Genomic DNA, 17,624 nt, shown 5'->3' with positions numbered 1-17,624 from the left:
TCTCAAGACCACCCTCGAGGCCATCGCCGCCGGCCATCCGCAAGGCCGCATCGACGAACTTCTCCCGTGGAACTTCAAGCCGTCAAGCTGAACCTGAGGTGGGATGCAGCCGCCGCTTACTGAGCAACGCCCTCGCGCCAATATAGTCGCTCACTTGCCCAGCGGTGACGAACAGATCGATCGGCCTTCCCTGACTGTCGCAAATGGCATGCTACTTGGTGTTCATGCCGCCTTTGGTTCGGCCGATCAGACGACCGCGCCCCCCTTTTTTTGACGCCCAGACTGGACGCCGTTCGGTGGGCCTTCAGGTAGGTGGCGTCGATCATCACGGTCTTCCTCTCGCCGTGCCCGGCTGCCAACCCGGCCAGCATCTGTGCGAAGATACCCTTATCGCTCCAGCGCTTCCAACGGTTGTAGAGCGTCTTGTGCGGACCATACTCTTTCGGCGCATCCCTCCAGCGCGAGCCATTGCGGTTTATGAAGATAATCCCACTCAGAACACGCCGGTCGTCGACACGCGGCTTGCCGTGGGACTTCGGGAAGTAGGGTTCTAAACGCGCCATCTGCGCGTCGCTCTGCCAGAAAAGATCAGACATGTTCACCGCTCGTTTTCGACCGCTGAATCATGCCGTTCCGCAGAAATCAATAGGTCCTGAGCCTAGACGTGGATTTCGCTTCGGTCTACCTCGGGGTATGATGGGTCGCCTATACTTAGGTTCAGGCAACGCATAACGGGGGGCTTCTGATCAGTCTCTCGTTGAGGTGCCGTCTTCGCAGAATGGTACGCATATTTTACGCTGTATTTGTTCTTTCGTATTGAAATATATGTACAAAATGATGCCGTGTGGGGGCACCATATCAGCATAATATCATTGATTTGTTTGGGTTTTTCGCCTGTTTTGTCCCACGCGCTTTTGTCGTGGGACACTTTGGGCATCACTGTAGCGGCGCGGTGGCTTTGGCCGAACGGGACGATTACTTTGGCGAAAAAGTTTTGTAGCCTAGGCTACAGACTCATTGAATTTCACAGCCAGAACAAGACGGTTGCGGCGAGCATGATCGTTGAGGAGAACGCTTCCGGGCACCTCTCATAGCGGGTTGCGACGGGCTTCCAATCCTTCAGGCGGCCGAACATGATCTCGATCACTGCCGGGCAGTGCATCGCGCAGCAATGTCACGAGAGGCGCAGTTGCGCAGTTTGTAAAGCCGCTTGTCGCATTTGACTACCGTCTTGCGGAGCCTGAATCACGCCAAAAGCCGGAAATCAATGGGGCGGGAGCTTATTCTTCCGGGCGCGGCTCCTGTGCTGGCAGCCCCTCCCGAAGCCGGCGCATGTGATGTTCGATCCGCCACAGGTGATAGCTGACGCGATGCAGCCAGCGCACCGCGTCCAGTTTCAGGCCGATGAGATCGCCGGGCTGGTTCCGCCGGGTGGCGTGGGACAGGATATGGGTCCGATAGGCCTCGCGCTGGTCGCGGAAAAGATGGCGGATACGGTCCATCCTCGCCTCCGTCTCTCCGGTGATCTGCGCCTGCGCGGCATCGGCGCAACTGGTGGCGAGGATTCGGCGCAGGCGGGACAGGCGGTGATCCCCGGCCATCACGGCGATCCGGTTGTCCTGGGTGCAGCGGAAATACAGCCGTTGCAGGTGGTCGAGCACGTGCCAGGCGGAGACCAGCCGGGCATTCACCGGATCGTCCGCTTGCAGGGCCGGGATCGCGTGGACGAAGCGGCGCACCTCCGAGATCGCTGTCCCGATCTCGTTGAGTCGGGTCCGGTCCTCCTCCGTCGGCTCCGGGTGCTGCAGTCGCATGGCCAGGAACCGCGACTGCGCGTCGACCGTCGCGGTCAGGGCGGCGATGGCGGCATCGGTGGCGGCGGGGGGGTCACGCAGCATCTCTTTGCCGAGGCTGCCGGTCAGCCCGGAGCTCCGGTCTCGCACGAGGAAGATCACCAGCCGGGCGAAGGCCGCGGTAAAGGGCAGGATGACGATCACGCCGACGATGTTGAAGCCGGAGTGAAAGGCCACCAGCGCGATCTGGTCGTCGACCTGTCCCTCCCAGGCGGCGAGCAGCGCGGTGTAGGGTGTCAGCAGGAAGAAGGCCATGACCCCCGTCAGGCAGTTGTAGATGACATGCGACAGCCCGGTGCGCCGCGCCGCGGTGGAACCGCCCAAAGTCGCCAGCACGGTCGTTGCCGTGGTGCCGACATCCATGCCGATCACCATCGCCATGGCCTGCGGCAGGTTGATGGCCCCGGCCCCCAGCGCGGCGAGGGCGGCGATGACACCGGCGCTGGAGGATTGGGTGATCAGGGTGATCGCGATCCCGATCCCGATCAGCTCGATCCGGCCCAGCAGGCTGTCCTGTGGAAAGTTCCCGGGGGTGACGACGCCTTCGAAAGCGGAGAGGCTGGATTTCATCACCTCGATACCGAGAAAGATCAGCGCGAAGCCGGTCAGCGCAAGGCCGATGAGCCGCAGCCGGGCACCGCCAAAGAGCCGGGCCATGGCGCCGATGAAGACCAGCGGCAGGGTGATCTCGCCGAGATCCATCTTGAAGCCAAGGATGGTGGCCAGCCAGCCGGTCATGGTGGTGCCGATGTTGGCGCCGAAGATGATCCCGAGCGCCTGCGGAAAGCTGAGCAGCCCGGCGCTGACAAAGCCGACCGCCGTAACCGTGGTGGCGCTGGAGGATTGCAGGATGGCGGTCGCGGTGGCCCCGGTGAGCGCCCCGCTCAGCGGGGTCTTGGTGAAGCGCGACAGCACCTGGCGCAGGGCCTGCCCGGAGAGCCCCCGCAACCCTTCGGTGAGCCAGATCATCCCGAAGAGAAACAAGCCGGCGCCACCGAGTGCATTCACGACATCGGCCAACATGATCCGAGTATTCTCCGGCCCGCCGGGCAATTCAAGAGGTGGGGGCAGGGGTGTCCTCAGGGCGAAGGGCCGAGGGAGGGATGGGAGTGGGCGGGGCAGGGGGCGTCTGCGGGGGCGGGGGATCGCGCAGCGCCGTCGAACGGGAAGATCCGACAGCGGCGAGGCGGGCGCCTCTCCTCTGTCCGCCCTCGATCCGTCCGAAGGCATGTCGCGCCGCCCCCTGGGGGGCGGACGCGTGGATCGGTTTCTGGCCGGTGGCCGGTTCCGGGCGGATGAGGGCTCAGTCCAATGTGTTCTTGAAGATCTTCCCGTCCTTCATGATCAGGTCGAAATTGGCAGCCGCGTCGGCGACCAGGTCGATGTCCTCCAGCGGGTTGCCGTCGACCAGGATCAGGTCGGCGTAAGCGCCGGGTTCGAGAACGCCGAGCGGGCCGGCCTGATAGGGGTGGCGGGGGCCGGCGAGCTCGAGCAGCTCGGCATTGGTCGACGTGGCCATCTTCAGCACCTCGTAGGGGGTGTACCAGGTGCTCATCTTGGCCAGGAACTTGCCCTGTTTCTCGGCCAGCGCCGCGTCGAACAGCATGTCGGTGCCGAAGGCGACCTTCACCCCGATCTCCTTGGCCATCTGGATCGAGGCGGTGGTGCCGTCGGTCACGTCGACCCATTTCTGCACGCTGACCGGATCCCTGAAGGTGAAGGCATCCTCATCGTTCAGCAGCGGCTGGACCGACAGCCAGACGTCGTGCTCCTTCATCATCTCGAGAGTCTCGCGGCTCAGAAGATTGCCGTGCTCTATGGTCTTCACCCCGGCCTCGATTGCCATCTGGGCGGCCGCATCGGTAAAGATGTGCGAGGCGACATAGGTGTTGTAGCTCTCCGCCACCTCGACGAAGGCCTTGAGTTCGGCCAGGGTGTACTGGCTCACGTCCAGCGGATCGTAGACCGAGGACACACCGCCGCCGCCGGAAATCTTCAGCTGGCTCGCCCCCATCCGCATGACTTCGCGCGCGCGCATGGTGATGTCGTCGACACCGTCGGCGATCAGCATCAGCCCGACCCGGTTCCAGTACCAGAGCGAGTCGCCGGGGTTCGAGGGCACATCCTGATAGGCGCCGTAATCGAAATGCCCGCCGGTCTGGCTCATCGGCGGGCCCGAGGGCAGGATGCGCGGCCCGACGATCTCTCCGGCGTCGATCATCTTCTTGGTGGCGAAGGGGTTGCCGCCGACATCGCGCACGGTGGTGAAGCCGCGCATCAGCGTGCGCTCCGAGCCCATGGCGCCGCGGATGGCGATTTCGAGGATGTCGCCGGTGGCGACGGTGCTCTGCGGTGCGCAGCAATAGGAGGTGTGCCAATGCACGTCGATCAGGCCGGGGATCATGGTGCGCCCGCCGCCGTCGATGACGGTGCCGCCGGCAACGGCGAGGTCTGCGGTCGATATCTCGGAAATCAGATTGCCGGTCACGACGACATTGGCATTTTCGATGAGCGCTTCGTGCACACCGTCAAAGACATTTACATTGGTGATCAGAATCGGCGTAGCATCCTGGGCGGTGGCCATTGCGGCCCCGGAGGTCATTAAAGCGGTTGCCAGTAAAATAGATCGCATAGCGGGCTCTCCGTTTGAAATACATTCAAACGCTAGCATTCGATCCCGACACCGCAGAGTGGAATCACTATGCAGAAATTTAAATCTGAAGATGAATTCCGCAGGGCGCCCCCCGTGCATTTCCGCACGACGACGGGCAGGCTTTTTCGTCAGGGGCTTGTGGACGGTCAGGTCGTCCAGTTCAAGCCGGGCGTCGGCAGGGATGCGCTGTCCATGCTGTTGTCGCCGACGCTGTGCCTGGCGCATCAGCTCTTCCCCCATAGCGCGGCAGTGTCCACGACGCAGAAAGCCGAGAACGCCAATTTCACCCTGCCGCTGGAAACCGGTGCCGCCTGGCGGGTGAATGGCCGCCCGGGCGCGCACCGGGTTCTGTTCCTGAATGCCGGGCTGACCGAGACGCAGATTATTGCGCCGAACCGCAATTCGATTTTCGGTCGGGTTTCCGAGGCGCGGCTTCAGGCTTCGCTCGATGCGCTGTCGGGCGGAACCGCGGCGGCGGTCAGAAGGTTTTCCGGCCCGATTGAACTGAGCGCCGCGAGCCATGCGTTTCTGCGAAACGCCTTTCTGGATATTCTGGAAGAGAGCCGTGAAATCTTGCCGCTGAATTCGGGGCAGGGCACGTATCTGGAACACAGCATTGCGGATATTCTGGCGCAGGGCCTTCTGTCCGCCGGCGACATGCGCCCCAGGCTCCCGCTGGTGGGCCGCGATCCCTATGCGCTTTACCGTAAGGTCATCGCGTATCTGGAGCAGGCCGGCGACAGGCCGGTCTGCCTGAGCGAGCTTTGCAGCGCGGCCGGTGTCAGCGCCCCGACGCTGACGCGCGCCTTTCGAGAGGTCGTGGGCGTCTCGCCGATGAAATTCGAACGCCTGCGGCGGTTGGCGCAGGCCCGCAATGACCTGCTGCGCGATCCTGATCCGAGGTCGGTGGTCAAGCGCTCCGCCCTGCGGCACGGGTTCCGGGAGCTCGGCCGGTTCAGCGCCCTTTACAAGGCGAGCTATGGGGGCTTGCCGTCTCAGGCCCGCGGTCCTTCGGGCTAGGCCGGCCCCGGTCTCTGTGGCGTCGTGGCCTTCCGGCTGGGCTCTTGGCGGGCGCTGCTGCCACGACTGCAGGGAAAATGACGCCGCACCGTTGCCGGGGGCCAAGGGATGTGGCACAAGCCATGCGAGGGACTGAACAAAAGAGTTTAGCTATGACAGACTTCGCTGCCCTGCGCCGGATGATGGTCGACACCCAGATCAGACCGGCGGATGTGACGAAATACCCGATCATCGACGCGCTGCTGGCTGTCCCGCGGGAGATCTTCGTGCCTGATGCGCTGCGCCCTGTGGCCTATGCCGGCGAGGATGTCGAGCTGGGCGGGGATCGCGTGCTGCTGGAGGCCCGGACGCTGGCCAAGATGCTCGATACGCTGGATCTGGGCCTGGACGAGCTGGTGCTGGATGTAGGCTGCGGGCTGGGCTATTCCGCCGCCGTCATCGCCCGGCTGGCGCAGGCCGTCGTCGCGGTCGAGGAAGACGAAACCATGGCCGCAGAGGCGCCGGCGCTGCTGGCCGAAGCGGGCGCGGACAATGCCATCGTGCATCAGGGGCCGCTGGCCGCCGGTGCGGCCGAACATGGCCCCTATGATGTGATCATCGTCGAAGGCGGCATCGAGGTGCTGCCGCAGGCGCTGGAAGACCAACTGAAGGAAGGCGGCCGGATCGCCTGTATCTTCATCGAAGGAGCCCTGGGCGAGGTGCGCGTCGGTTACAAGATCGACGGCAAATTGTCCTGGCGCTACGATTTCAACGCGGCGGCGCCGGTCTTGCCGGGCTTCGCGAGACAGCCGGAATTCGCGCTGTAAAAGTTTTGGGGGGCGCAGCCGGCCGGCCGCGCCCCCTGACAATCTTGACCCGGGAGCGACGGGACTTCGGAGAAGCAAGAGATGAGCAAGGCAGGGTTCAGAAGTTTTTTCAAATCGGCCGCACTGGCCGGTAGCTTGGCACTTGCGGCAACGCTGCCGCAGTCGGCCTGGGCCGAAAACATCGTCGATGCAATGATCGGCGCCTATAATACCAGCGGTCTGCTGGAACAACAGCGCGCGGTGCTGCGGGCTGCGGATGAAGATGTGGCCATGTCACTGGCGGCGCTGCGTCCGGTCCTCAACTGGACGACCGAAGTATCACGGACGCTGGCGCGGGCCCGCAACAGCGGGGTGCGCGTCAATTCCTACGAGACGGATTTCTTCACCGGCCTGACGCTCAGCCAGCTGCTTTACGATGGCGGCGCCTCGGTTCTGGGCCGGCAGGCGGCGCAGGAAACCGTGCTCTCCACCCGTCAGGCCCTGCTGAACATCGAACAGCAGATCCTGTTCCGGGCGGCGTCGGCATATCTGAACGTGGTGCTCTATTCCGAAAACGTGCGCCTGCGGGAAAACAACGTTCGCCTGCTGGGCGAGGAACTGCGCGCCGCGCAGGACCGCTTCGACGTCGGTGAGGTGACCCGGACCGATGTCGCCCTGGCCGAAGCTCAGCTGGCCTCGGCCCGCTCCAGTCTCGCCTCGGCGCGGGGTACGCTGGTCAGCGCGCAGGCGGAATATGTCAACGCCACCGGCCACAAGCTGGCCCGCCATGCCGGCGAGCCGCGGCTGCCGAAAGCGGCGGCCTCGCAGCAGGCGGCGACCGATATCGCCGTGCGCAATCACCCCAGCATCCTGTCGGCTCAGCACGATGTGAAAGCGGCCGAACTGGCCGCCCAGGCAGCGTCCAAGGCGATGGGACCGTCCGCCTCGCTCTCTGCCAGCTTCGGGCTGTCGGAATCGATCACTGGCGATGATTACACCCACAGCGTTGGTATCGGCGCTTCGGTGAGCCAGCCGATCTATCAGGGGGGGGCGCTGTCGGCGAACTATCGCGCTGCCCTGGCCCGCCGCGATGCCGCGAAGGCGGCGCTGCTGTCGGCGCAGAAGGATGTGATCCAGGGCGTGGCCAATGCCTATGTCCGGCTGGAAGTCGCCAAGGCCAACCTGATCTCCTCGGCAGAGCAGGTGCGGTCGGCTCAGGTCGCCTTCGACGGTATCCGGGAAGAGGCCAAGCTGGGCGCACGGACCACGCTGGATGTGCTGTCGGCGGAGCAGGACCTGCTCGACGCGCAGACCAACCAGATTTCGGCCCGCTCGGAAGAGGGGATCGCGACCTATCAGCTGCTGCAGGCGCAGGGCCTGCTGACGGCGGAGCGGCTGGGGCTGGCGGTTCAGATCTACGATCCGACGCTCTATTACAATCTGGTGCAGAGCGCGCCGTCGAAGGTCAGCAAGCGAAGCCGCGATCTGGACCGGGTGCTGAAAGCGCTGGGCAAGCAGTGACAATTCTCTCTTTAGGTTGTGAGAATCCGGCCGAGCGGCTAAGATTCCCTCCTGAGGTGAGAGTGAGAACAACAGATGCCTAAGCCGGTCACGAATGCGCAGATCGAGGATGTGCTGTCCTCGATCCGTCGTCTTGTCAGTGAGGAAACGCGGAACGAACCGCGCACGGTGGCGGACCCCGCCCCCGTGACGCCCGCAGGTGCCAGCGATCTCCGATCTGGCGGGAACTCCGATGCCGCGCCGGTTGCCGCTGCCGACCGTCTGGTCCTGACGCCTGCGCTGCGGGTGGATGAGGCGGAGGCCCCGTTGGCCGAGGCTGTGCCGCAGGTGCTGAGCGCGGAATCGCTGCCCGGTGAAGAACTTCTGCTCAGCCATTCCCATCGCTTCGATCCGGCCGCGCCTGCGGAGGAGGCCGGGCTTGCGATCGTCGATCCCGAAGCGGAGGCGGTGACCGAGGCGGAGCTTGCCATCTGGGATCTGGCCGAGCCGACTGCGGAAGAGGACTTCGCGTCCGATGGCGAGGCGGTGGCGCTGCCGGACGATATGCCTGTCGAGGATGGGGACCAGCCTGAAGCGGTGGCCGAAACCCTGGGCGCAGTGCTCGCCGCAGAGATCGAGGGCGCGACCGCAGAGGACGTGCCCGCGGTGGACCCCGTGGATGAGGTTCCCGCGACCGACACCACCGCAGACAGCGATATCTCCGCGGCTTTGCGCCGGGTGGCCGCGCTGAGCGGCGAGGCCCGGGCAGAGAGCGCGTCGGAACCGGCGGCAGAGGAAGAGGCGCCCTATATCGAGCCCGCCTTCCAGTCCAGCCGCAGCGAGGCGCTGAGCGCCAAGATCGCGGCGCTGGAGGCCGCCATCGGGCGCACCCGCGATCAATGGGAACCCGACGGCGACAGCAGCGATGCCTATGCCGGCACCAAGGTCGAAACCATCGCCTGGCGCGATGATCCGGCACCGCCGCGCGGCGAACGGACAGCGTCGCCGGACACGCTCGACGCGGTGACCGAAACGACGCCCGACGAGGCGCCGCTGATGGCCGAGGAAGACACCATCCTGGACGAGGACAGCCTGCGCGAGCTGGTGGCCGAGATCGTCCGCCAGGAGTTGCAGGGCGCGCTGGGGGAGCGGATCACCCGCAATGTCCGCAAACTGGTGCGTCGGGAAATTCACCGGGTGATGGCGGTTCAGGATCTGGACTGAGCGTTCGCGCATCGGCGCAGGCGCACCGGGGTACCGGGGCGTCGGGCGCATCTCGGGGGGGCTCAGGCCCGGCTTCAGGCCCGAATCGGGGCGGCGCAGCGCAGCAGGGCGTCGACGTCCAGATGCTGCTCCAGATGCTCGGCCAGCGCGTCCAGCGTGTGCTCCACATCCGCCTCATAGTTCAGCGCGGCGGTGTGGCCCAGCCCGGCCAGGAAATCGGCCCGGAAGGCATCCTCGGCGAAGAGACCGTGCAGGTAGCTGCCCCGAACCCGCCCGTCAGCGGAGGCGGCGCCTTCGCTCCGCCCGTCGATCTCCAGCCAGCCCCGGGCGCAGTCCGGCCCCTCGGTGCGGCCCAGATGGATCTCGTAGCCGCAGACCGGTAGCCCGCCGTGGCGGGTGGTGCCGTGGCGCCGGATCACTGTCTTGTCGCCGGTCATCACCGTCTCCACCTGCAACAGCCCCAGCCCGGGATCGCGCCCGGCCGGGCCCTCCAGCCCCTCCGGGTCGGCGATGCTCTGCCCCAGCATCTGATAGCCGCCGCAGAGGCCCAGAACATGGCCGCCGCGCCGCAGATGCGCCTGAATGTCGATGTCCCAGCCCTGGGCGCGCAGGAACGCCAGATCGCCCCGGGTCGACTTGCTGCCGGGGATCAGGATCAGGTCGGCATCGCCCGGCAGGGCCCGGCCCGGTGCCACGATCTCCAGCGTCACGGCCGGTTCAGCGGCCAGCGGGTCGAGATCGTCGAAATTCGCCATCCGCGGCAGCTGCGGCACCGCCACCTTGCAGGTACCGCCGGGACGCGAGGCGATGTCCATCATATCCTCGGCCGGCAGCCGCCAGGCCTGATCGAACCAGGGCACGACACCGAAACAGGGCCAGCCGGTGCGCGCGGCGATATCGTCGCGGCCGCGGTCGAACAGCCGCAGATCGCCGCGAAACCGGTTGATGGCAAAGCCGGCGATGCAGGCGCGGTCGGCATGGTCCAGTACCGCCTGGGTGCCGACGATCTGGGCGATCACGCCGCCGCGGTCGATATCGCCGACCAGAACCACGGGCACCGCTGCCGCCTGGGCAAAGCCCATGTTGGCGATATCGCCGACGCGCAGATTGGTCTCTGCCGGGCTGCCGGCGCCTTCGATCAGGACGATATCGGCACTGGCGGCCAGCCGGTGAAAGCTTTGCAGCACCGTCCCGAGCAGGGCGCCCTTGTTGGCCTGGTAAAACGCCGCCTCCTGGCTGGGCTGCCGGCGCCCCTGCAGGATCAGCTGTGCCCCGGTCTCGCTCTCGGGCTTCAGCAGCACCGGGTTCATGTCGGTCACCGGATCGCGGCCGGCAGCGCGCGCCTGCAGCGCCTGGGCGCGGCCGATCTCGCCACCATCGGCGGTGACGGCGGCATTGTTCGACATGTTCTGCGGCTTGAACGGAGCGACCCGCAGGCCGCGCCGGCTCAGCGCCCGGCAGAGCCCGGCGACCAGAAGCGATTTTCCGACGTTGGAGCCGGTGCCCTGGATCATCAGCGCGCGGGGGGCAGGGGGCATGGCGGGCGTTCCTTTACATGCGGTCGCATGGGCTGGGGGCCGTCCCCCGGCCAGCGGTGTCGCACAGCGGCGCAGCGATCACCAGCCCCGGGGCGCGGGGACGGGCGTGGAATGGACCAGCTGAAACGACAAACGCGCCCTCGTCGAAACGAAGACGCGTTTTTCAGAACCGGCCCCCGGATCGGGGGCCCGGGCAGTCTTGGGATCAGGCAGCCTCGGCCTCGGCCTGAGCAGCGTGGCGGCGTTCGCTTTCCTCGCGCGACAGGGCGACGGAGGTCCGTACCCCTTTGCCGACGAAGTCCATCAGGCCCGACACGACACGTTCGTTCGGGTCGATGCCGGCGCAGCTCAGCACTTCGCGGCCGTCGCGCGACCGGGCCCAGCGGGCGATCTGCTCCGGACCGTTGCCGTACTTCTTGTCGTCGGCGATGGCATCGTCGAGGGCGGCCAGTACCACGGCCGCGAACAGTTTACGCGCACGATTGCCTTGCTCGTTATTGAAGGCGGTGCCGTCAACGAAATCTTTCATCCCGTTTTCCTTGTTTTTCTTGCTCTTGCAATTTTCGGCGTGCTGCTGCTTATGCCGTATTGCTAACGATTCGGGCACCCCGTTTCTGCATGGCAGCATTGCCGGTGTCGCATGGCTCGGTCAGGATACAGCACGACATATCGTTGTCTTGCCAGGCAGCACGCTGCCAGATATAGGGGCGCGGACCCCTGCATCAACCTTGTGTCTAAGGATTTTCACTCAATGGCCAAGATCAACGGAAACGAAATCCGCCCCGGCAATGTTCTTGAACATAACGGCGGTCTGTGGGCGGCTGTCAAAGTTGACCACGTCAAGCCGGGCAAGGGCGGGGCCTTCGCCCAGGTGGAGCTGCGCAACCTTCGCAACGGCTCCAAGCTGAACGAACGCTTCCGCAGCGCCGACAAGGTCGAGCGTGTGCGCCTGGAGCAGAAGGACATGCAATTTCTCTATGAAACCGATGGGATGCTGGTTTTCATGGATACCGAGACCTACGATCAGGTCGAGCTTGCCGCCGAGATCCTCGGCGATCGTCGCCCCTTTCTGCAGGATGGCATGACCATCGTGGTGGAATTCTACGATGCCGAGGCGCTGAACGCTACGCTGCCGCAAAAGGTCACCTGCAAGATCGCCGAGACCGAGCCGGTGGTGAAAGGTCAGACCGCGGCCAACAGCTTCAAGCCGGCGATTCTGGAGAACGGCGTGAAGGTCATGGTGCCGCCCTTCGTGGGTCCCGACGAGGACATCATCGTCAACACCGAAACGATGGAATACGCCGAGCGCGCCTGAGCCGCCCGGCGGACTTCGGCCGAAAACGAAAGGCGGGTGGCTCTCACCCGCCTTTTTGCTTGCTTGCAATTTGTCAGAAGTTTTCCAAAATCGCCGCCCGCGCGCGAATCAGGCTGCGCTCATCGACGAAACGCGGGGTAGAGTGCATGTACTCGCGGAAGGCCTCGCCATAGCCCTGCAGCAGCCAGCGCTCCTCGTTCAGCACGAAGAGGAAGTAGAGCAGGAACAGCACTGCGGCCAGTCCCAGCGTGATCGGAGAGCCGCTGGCGATGCCGAGCCCCACCGTCGCCAGCACCGAGGTGACGTACTGAGGGTTGCGCGAATAGGCGTACATGCCGCCGGTGACCAGCCCATCGCTTTCGCAATAGGTGTTCTCGATCCCGAGGAAGCGATAGCCCCAGAGCGTGATGCCGAAGGCGGCGACCATCAGCGGCACACCGATGGCATAGCGGCTCCAGTGGCCCCAGCCATGGGTGCCGATTTCCAGCAGGGCGAAGACGACGGTGCTGCCGCAGAAGATGCGGAACAGCCCGAAGGCGAGGTGGTGGCGCAGCGGCGCTTCCTCCCCGGCGGGCCAGAAGCCGAAGCGCGGGCGATAGAGGTTCCAGGCCAGCGCGCCGCCCAGCAGGACGGCGGAGACGATGGTGGCGATCAGCGCATAGCTGTGGATGGTCAGCAAGAGGTCGGTCATGGATCTGTCCGGTGTTGCAGGGGCTGTGGATCGAATGCCGCCCCGGCAAAACACGGCGATGCAACACGCCGGTGACAGTTCGATGTCACTTCCTCTGCATTTGCTCCGGCCACTGGTTTCGATCCCGGAACCGTTCCTGGCAGCGGCAGGGCAGGGGGATCAGATCAGCCGGACCGCCTGGCCCGCCGCCTCCATCTCATCGCCGGCGCGGTCGAAACGCAGATAGGCGATGCCGTCGCCGCCCGACTGGGTGTAGAGCACGCCCACCGGTTTGCCCCCGGCGGTGATCTCTGTGCCCACCGGCACCTCGGCGGCGACGGCGACGCGCCGCAGGCCCTTGCGCAGCTCGGTCTTGTGTTTCATCCGCGCGGTGACCTCCTGACCGACATAGCAGCCCTTGCGGAAGTCCACCCCGTTCAGCCGGTCGAAGCCGGCCTCGAGGATATAGCTGTCCGGCGTCAGCTCGATCCCCGCTTCGGGGATGCAATGGGCGACGCGGATGGCGTCCCAGTCGCTGCCGTCATCGGCTTCGGGCTCCGGGCTGTAGCGCCGCCAGCCGAGCGCCGGGTGGCGCGGATCGGCCAGCGCCCCTTCGGGGGCAGGGCCGGTGCCGCGCTGCAGCTGCAGCCCGGAGGGCCCGATGGCGACCTTCGAGCGCAGCTTGTACATGGTCAGCCGGCGGGTGAGATCCTCGGCAAACCCCTCGGCCACGTCGAGCAGGACGCTGCCGTCCGCCTCGCGGGCGAGGAAGAAATCGGCCAGGAACTTGCCCTGCGGCGTCAGCAGAGCGGCATAGACCAGCCCCTGATCCAGCCGGCCCACGTCGTTGCTGATCAGCCCCTGCAGGAAATGATCGGTCTCGGGTCCGGTCAGGCGCAGGATGCGGCGCTCGCTCATGATCGACTCTCCGTCATGGTTTCTTGTCGCGGTTGCTTCGTGATATAGGAAGGCGCCGGGGCTTGAACAGGGCCGTTCTGGCGCCCCGGGGACGACAGAAGGACCTGCCCGTGACAGCACCGATCAGCCTGGTGATCCCGACCCTCAATGCCGAAGCCGAGTTGCCCCATTGCCTCGCGGCCCTGACCGAGGGGCTGACGGCGGGTCTGGTGCGCGAACTGGTGATCAGCGATGGCGGATCGGGCGATGCGACCCGGGAAATCGCCGATGCGGTGGGGGCGGAGCTGATTGAGGGACCGGCTTCCCGCGGCGGGCAACTGCGGCGGGGCGTGGCGGCGACGCGCGGCGACTGGCTGCTGGTGCTCCATGCGGATACCGTGCTGACACCGGGCTGGACCGCCGCCGTGGGCGCGCATCTGCGGCAGGACGATGCGCCGCCGGCCTATTTCCGGCTGCGGTTCCGCGATGGCGGCCGGCGCGGCCGGCTGGTGGCGGGCTGGGCCAATCTGCGCGCCGGGCTTTTCGCGCTGCCCTATGGCGATCAGGGGCTGCTGATCCGGCGCCGCGATTACGAGGCGGCGGGCGGTTATCCCGATCAGCCGCTGATGGAGGACGTGGCGCTGGTCCGCCGGCTGGGCCGGCCGCTGACCGCGCTGCCGGTGATCGCCGAGACCTCGGCCCGGCATTATGCCCGGCGCGGCTGGCTGCGCCGGGGCGCGCGCAATCTCTGGACGCTGGCGCGCTATTTCGGCGGTGCCGATCCCGAGGGGCTGGCGGCGCGCTACTACCGCTGAGCGGTCCCGATCCTCGCCGCGGGTCGGGCAGGGGGCGTTGCCCCCTCGGGCCTGTGGCCCTCACCCCCAGGATATTTCCCCCCAGGTCGAAGGGGGCGGGGCGCCTCAGCCGAAGAGCTTCTTCAGGCCGCGGCGCAGCCAGCCGGAGGGCGGTCCGGCATCGGCAGGGGTGCGGGGCGCCAGCGCGGCGGTGCCCTCGGGGTCGATCACCGTCTTGCCGTCCTGGAACTGCAGCCGGTAGAGATCGGCATAGATGCCGCCGCGGGCCAGAAGCTCCTCATGGGTGCCCTGATCGACGACCTGGCCGCGATCCATCACCACGATCTTGTCGGCATTGCGGATGGTGGCGAGCCGGTGGGCAATGACCAGCGTGGTGCGGCCGCCGGAGAGCTGGTCGAGGGCCGACTGCACCACTTTCTCCGATTGCGCGTCGAGGGCGCTGGTGGCCTCGTCCAGCAGCAGGACGGGGGTGTTGCGCAGCAGCGCGCGGGCGATGACCACCCGCTGGCGCTGGCCGCCCGAGAGCGCCGAGCCGCGCGGCCCCACCAGGGTGTCGAGACCGGCGGGGAGCTTGGCGAGGAAATCGCTGACATGGGCGGCGTCGAGCACGCGCTTGAGGTCCTCCTCGCTGACATCGTCGCGGCCGAGCAGGATGTTCTCGCGCAGGGTTTCGTCGAAGAGGAGTGCGTCCTGGCTGACCACGGAGAACAGGCCGCGCAGATCGCCCAGGCTGAGATCGCCGACCGCGACATCGCCGACGGTGACAGCGCCGGCCTGCGGATCGACCAGCCGGGTCAGCAGGTTGAAGACGGTGGATTTCCCCGCCCCCGAGGCGCCGACCAGCGCGGTGGTCTTGCCGGCCTCGGCGGTCAGGCTCAGCCCGCGCAGCACCTGCGCCTCGCCGTAGTTCAGGGTGACATCGCGCAGCGCGACATCGGGCAGGCCCTGAGGCGCCGGTTTCGGATGTTCGGGCGAGAGCAGGCGGATCGGCGCATCGGCGAGCTCCTTCAGCCGTTCCAGCGCGGCGGCGGCGACCTGCCAGGCGGCGCTGATATTGGCGAGCCGGCGCATCGGGTCGAAGGCGAGGCCGATGGCGGTGAAGAAGCTCATGAACTGGCCGACGGTCTTTTCGCCGGCGATGATCTCGGAGCCGCCGTAGAGCAGCACCCCCATGAAGCCGAGCCCGGCCATCACGTCGATCAGCCCGGAAATCGTCGCGGTGCCCACCGAGGCCTTGACCTCGGCGCGGACGAACCCGTCCATGTGGCGGCCGAAGCGGTTGGCCTGATAGCTTTCCAGATTGTTCAGCTTGATCGGCACGATGCCGTGAAAGATCTCGTCAAGCCGGGTGGAGAGATCGGCGCCCAGATCGCGGGCCTGCGAGGCTTTCTTGCGCACGTACCGCTGGGCGGCGGCCACCGGGATCAGGCAGAGCGGCACGCCGAAGAGCATCACCGCGGTCCAGCGCCAGTCGACGTTGACGGCGACGCCCAGAAGCACCACCAGCGCCACCAGGTCGCGGCCGGCGCCGGTGATCACCACCTGCCAGACCTGGTTGATCGAGGTGACATCGGACTGCACCCGCTGGATCAGGAAGCCGGGCGGGTGGCTCTGGTGAAAGGCGGTGTCCTGGCGCACCAGCCGGGCCAGCAGGTCGCGGCGCAGATCGGCGGCCGACATCTGCGAGATATAGGTCAGCAGCACCTTCTGGATGCCGCCGGCGATGCCGCGCAGTGAAAACAGCACCAGAAAGGCGATGCTGACCCAGACCAGCGCGCCGGTATTGCCGGCGACGAAGATGTCGTCGAACATCGGCTGCATCATGTAGCTGACGGCGCCGACGGTGGAGCCCTCGATCAGCATGAAGGCCATGGCGAGGAGGATCAGCCCGAGGTGGCGGCGCAGATAGCCCGACCAGAGCCATGTCATCAGCTCGCGAGAGGAGGTGGGTTTGCGGCTCATGCGCGGTGGCTCCCGATCCGGGCCGGGCTTGGGGTGTGCGTTTGGCTCATGCGCCGGAATTAAGCTGCATGAGCCCGGCGCGCAAGTCGCAGCCGTTCCGGGCGCTTTGCGATTGACGAGGGCGGTCGCGGGACTACTCTGGCGCGGAATTCCGAAGACAGGCTTCCGACATGAGCAATGATATCTCTCTCGCGCAGGGCCGCGAGTATCTGGCGATTCCCGGCCCCTCGGTGATGCCCGATGCGGTGCTGCAGGCGATGCACCGCCCGGCTCCCAATATCTACGAGGGCGCGCTGATCGATATGGTGGCGGGGCTGATCCCCGATCTCAAGCGGGTGGCGCGGACGGCGCATAACGCGGCGATTTACATTTGCAACGGTCATGGCGGCTGGGAGGCGGCGCTGGCCAATACCGTGGCGCCGGGCGAGAAGGTGCTGGTGCCGGCGACCGGGCGGTTCGGCATGGGCTGGGCCGACACCGCGCAGGGCCGCGGGATCGAGACGCAGATCCTCGATTTCGGCCGCAAGACGCCCTGGGACCTGGATCAGGTGGCCGAGGCGCTGCGGGCGGACAGTGGCCAGACCATCAAGGCGGTGCTGGCGGTGCATGTGGATACCTCCAGCTCGGTCCGAAACGATGTGGCGGGGCTGCGCCGGGTGCTGGACGAGGTCGGCCATCCGGCGCTGCTGATGGTGGACTGCATCGCCTCGATGGGCTGCGACCGGTTCGAGATGGACGCCTGGGGCGCCGATGTGGCGCTGACCGGCAGCCAGAAGGGGCTGATGGTGCCGCCGGGCCTGGCCTATGTCTTCTTCAACGACCGGGCGGCAGCGGCGCGGGCGAAGATGCCGCGGGTCAGCCGCTATTGGGACTGGAGCCCGCGGGCCGAGCCGGAGGCGTTCTTCCAGTATTTCGGCGGCACCGCGCCGACGCATCATCTGTTCGGGCTGCGCGCGGCGCTGGACATGATCCATGCCGAGGGGATGGAGCATGTCTGGGCCCGGCACGCCCGGCTGGCGCAGGCGATCTGGGCCGCCTGCGAGGCCTGGGGGACGGAGGGGCCGCTGCGCCTCAATGTCGCCGATCCGGCCTATCGCTCGCACGCGGTGACGGCGCTGCGGATCGGCGCGCCGCATGGCACTGCGCTGCGCCGCTGGGTGCAGGACAACATCGGGCTGACGCTGGGGATCGGGCTGGGCATGTCGGAACCCGACGACCCGAAGGGCGACGGATTTTTTCGGCTGGGCCATATGGGCCATGTCAACGGCCAGATGATCCTGGGTCTGCTGGGCGGACTGGAGGCGGGGATGACGGCGCTGGAAATCCCGCATGGCGCCGGTGCGATCGAGGCGGCGGCGGCGGTGATCGCCGGGCGCTGAGGAGGGGAGGGGG

15 protein-coding genes and 2 pseudogenes are annotated in these 17,624 nt (G+C 66.4%); 8 read left to right on the top strand and 9 right to left on the bottom strand.

The genetic code is table 11. The features are described from left to right. A partial coding sequence (locus tag QO033_RS25360; RefSeq protein ID WP_456107298.1) for a transposase domain-containing protein occupies nucleotides 1-91 on the top strand: 91 nt, incomplete at its 5' end. 27 nt (nucleotides 92-118) lie between these two features. Here QO033_RS25360 and QO033_RS20260 read toward each other — a convergent pair. The 4 genes and pseudogenes from QO033_RS20260 to QO033_RS20245 all read right to left on the bottom strand — a co-directional run. Next, a pseudogene (locus QO033_RS20260) lies at nucleotides 119-596 on the bottom strand (IS5 family transposase); the annotation flags it as partial. Between the two features lie 428 nt (nucleotides 597-1,024). Further along, a pseudogene (locus QO033_RS20255) lies at nucleotides 1,025-1,236 on the bottom strand (hypothetical protein); the annotation flags it as partial. A 44-nt stretch (nucleotides 1,237-1,280) separates the two neighbouring features. Beyond that, complete coding sequence (locus tag QO033_RS20250; RefSeq protein ID WP_284482790.1) at nucleotides 1,281-2,876, bottom strand: Na/Pi cotransporter family protein; 1,596 nt, start codon at nucleotides 2,874-2,876, stop codon at nucleotides 1,281-1,283. Between the two features lie 280 nt (nucleotides 2,877-3,156). Beyond that, nucleotides 3,157-4,437, bottom strand: coding sequence for a metal-dependent hydrolase family protein (locus QO033_RS20245; RefSeq protein ID WP_284482789.1), 1,281 nt, complete (start codon nucleotides 4,435-4,437; stop codon nucleotides 3,157-3,159). Between the two features lie 117 nt (nucleotides 4,438-4,554). Between QO033_RS20245 and QO033_RS20240 the strand changes: the two genes are divergently transcribed. The 4 genes from QO033_RS20240 to QO033_RS20225 all read left to right on the top strand — a co-directional run bounded on the left by QO033_RS20240 (nucleotide 4,555) and on the right by QO033_RS20225 (nucleotide 9,035). Next, complete coding sequence (locus tag QO033_RS20240; RefSeq protein ID WP_284482788.1) at nucleotides 4,555-5,526, top strand: helix-turn-helix transcriptional regulator; 972 nt, start codon at nucleotides 4,555-4,557, stop codon at nucleotides 5,524-5,526. Between the two features lie 152 nt (nucleotides 5,527-5,678). After that, nucleotides 5,679-6,332, top strand: a complete 654-nt coding sequence (locus QO033_RS20235) for a protein-L-isoaspartate O-methyltransferase family protein (RefSeq protein ID WP_284482787.1) — start codon at nucleotides 5,679-5,681, stop codon at nucleotides 6,330-6,332. Between the two features lie 81 nt (nucleotides 6,333-6,413). Next, nucleotides 6,414-7,832: a TolC family outer membrane protein gene (locus QO033_RS20230; protein ID WP_407682134.1), complete on the top strand. Its 1,419-nt coding sequence runs from the start codon at nucleotides 6,414-6,416 to the stop codon at nucleotides 7,830-7,832. 75 nt (nucleotides 7,833-7,907) lie between these two features. Then, the gene (locus QO033_RS20225) at nucleotides 7,908-9,035 is read left to right on the top strand and encodes a hypothetical protein (RefSeq protein WP_284482785.1); all 1,128 of its coding nucleotides are present in this window, start codon (nucleotides 7,908-7,910) and stop codon (nucleotides 9,033-9,035) included. 74 nt (nucleotides 9,036-9,109) lie between these two features. Here the strand turns inward: QO033_RS20225 and QO033_RS20220 are convergent, their stop codons facing one another. Next, nucleotides 9,110-10,573, bottom strand: a complete 1,464-nt coding sequence (locus QO033_RS20220; protein ID WP_284482784.1) for a cobyric acid synthase — start codon at nucleotides 10,571-10,573, stop codon at nucleotides 9,110-9,112. Between the two features lie 205 nt (nucleotides 10,574-10,778). Further along, a complete protein-coding gene (locus tag QO033_RS20215) occupies nucleotides 10,779-11,102 on the bottom strand; it encodes a DUF6280 family protein (protein ID WP_284482783.1) in 324 nt (107 codons plus the stop codon). Between the two features lie 222 nt (nucleotides 11,103-11,324). Between QO033_RS20215 and efp the strand changes: the two genes are divergently transcribed. Next, a complete protein-coding gene (gene efp / locus QO033_RS20210) occupies nucleotides 11,325-11,888 on the top strand; it encodes an elongation factor P (RefSeq protein WP_284482782.1) in 564 nt (187 codons plus the stop codon). A 73-nt stretch (nucleotides 11,889-11,961) separates the two neighbouring features. On the opposite strand, the gene QO033_RS20205 is transcribed toward efp, so the two are convergent. After that, nucleotides 11,962-12,579, bottom strand: a complete 618-nt coding sequence (locus QO033_RS20205) for a methyltransferase family protein (protein WP_284482781.1) — start codon at nucleotides 12,577-12,579, stop codon at nucleotides 11,962-11,964. A 159-nt stretch (nucleotides 12,580-12,738) separates the two neighbouring features. Continuing rightward, nucleotides 12,739-13,596, bottom strand: coding sequence for a CAF17-like 4Fe-4S cluster assembly/insertion protein YgfZ (gene ygfZ / locus QO033_RS20200; RefSeq protein ID WP_284482780.1), 858 nt, complete (start codon nucleotides 13,594-13,596; stop codon nucleotides 12,739-12,741). Here ygfZ and QO033_RS20195 point away from each other — a divergent pair. Further along, on the top strand, nucleotides 13,587-14,270 hold the full coding sequence (locus QO033_RS20195) for a TIGR04283 family arsenosugar biosynthesis glycosyltransferase (RefSeq protein ID WP_284482779.1): 684 nt from the start codon (nucleotides 13,587-13,589) through the stop codon (nucleotides 14,268-14,270). The genes ygfZ and QO033_RS20195 overlap by 10 nt on opposite strands. A 105-nt stretch (nucleotides 14,271-14,375) precedes the next feature. Here QO033_RS20195 and QO033_RS20190 read toward each other — a convergent pair whose 3' ends face one another. Continuing rightward, on the bottom strand, nucleotides 14,376-16,232 hold the full coding sequence (locus QO033_RS20190) for an ABC transporter ATP-binding protein (RefSeq protein WP_284482778.1): 1,857 nt from the start codon (nucleotides 16,230-16,232) through the stop codon (nucleotides 14,376-14,378). A gap of 170 nt (nucleotides 16,233-16,402) precedes the next feature. Between QO033_RS20190 and QO033_RS20185 the strand changes: the two genes are divergently transcribed. After that, nucleotides 16,403-17,611 (top strand): pyridoxal-phosphate-dependent aminotransferase family protein, encoded by a 1,209-nt coding sequence (locus tag QO033_RS20185; protein WP_284482777.1) that lies wholly within the window; start codon nucleotides 16,403-16,405, stop codon nucleotides 17,609-17,611. Nucleotides 17,612-17,624: the final 13 nt, after the last annotated feature.

Source organism: Pseudodonghicola flavimaris, assembly GCF_030164425.1.
Lineage (GTDB): Bacteria > Pseudomonadota > Alphaproteobacteria > Rhodobacterales > Rhodobacteraceae > Pseudodonghicola > Pseudodonghicola flavimaris.
Note: the sequence above shows the minus strand (reverse complement) of the source record. Positions and strands in the feature narration are given on the sequence as shown.

What these genes read in the sequence shown, in the direction of transcription:
- QO033_RS20250 (WP_284482790.1), bottom strand. Translation starts at nt 2,876, where the DNA reads ATGTTGGCCGATGTCGTGAATGCACTCGGTGGCGCCGGCTTGTTTCTC.
- QO033_RS20245 (WP_284482789.1), bottom strand. Translation starts at nt 4,437, where the DNA reads ATGGCCACCGCCCAGGATGCTACGCCGATTCTGATCACCAATGTAAAT.
- QO033_RS20240 (WP_284482788.1), top strand. Translation starts at nt 4,555, where the DNA reads ATGCAGAAATTTAAATCTGAAGATGAATTCCGCAGGGCGCCCCCCGTG.
- QO033_RS20235 (WP_284482787.1), top strand. Translation starts at nt 5,679, where the DNA reads ATGACAGACTTCGCTGCCCTGCGCCGGATGATGGTCGACACCCAGATC.
- QO033_RS20230 (WP_407682134.1), top strand. Translation starts at nt 6,414, where the DNA reads ATGAGCAAGGCAGGGTTCAGAAGTTTTTTCAAATCGGCCGCACTGGCC.
- QO033_RS20225 (WP_284482785.1), top strand. Translation starts at nt 7,908, where the DNA reads ATGCCTAAGCCGGTCACGAATGCGCAGATCGAGGATGTGCTGTCCTCG.
- QO033_RS20220 (WP_284482784.1), bottom strand. Translation starts at nt 10,573, where the DNA reads ATGCCCCCTGCCCCCCGCGCGCTGATGATCCAGGGCACCGGCTCCAAC.
- QO033_RS20215 (WP_284482783.1), bottom strand. Translation starts at nt 11,102, where the DNA reads ATGAAAGATTTCGTTGACGGCACCGCCTTCAATAACGAGCAAGGCAAT.
- efp (WP_284482782.1), top strand. Translation starts at nt 11,325, where the DNA reads ATGGCCAAGATCAACGGAAACGAAATCCGCCCCGGCAATGTTCTTGAA.
- QO033_RS20205 (WP_284482781.1), bottom strand. Translation starts at nt 12,579, where the DNA reads ATGACCGACCTCTTGCTGACCATCCACAGCTATGCGCTGATCGCCACC.
- QO033_RS20190 (WP_284482778.1), bottom strand. Translation starts at nt 16,232, where the DNA reads ATGAGCCGCAAACCCACCTCCTCTCGCGAGCTGATGACATGGCTCTGG.
- QO033_RS20185 (WP_284482777.1), top strand. Translation starts at nt 16,403, where the DNA reads ATGAGCAATGATATCTCTCTCGCGCAGGGCCGCGAGTATCTGGCGATT.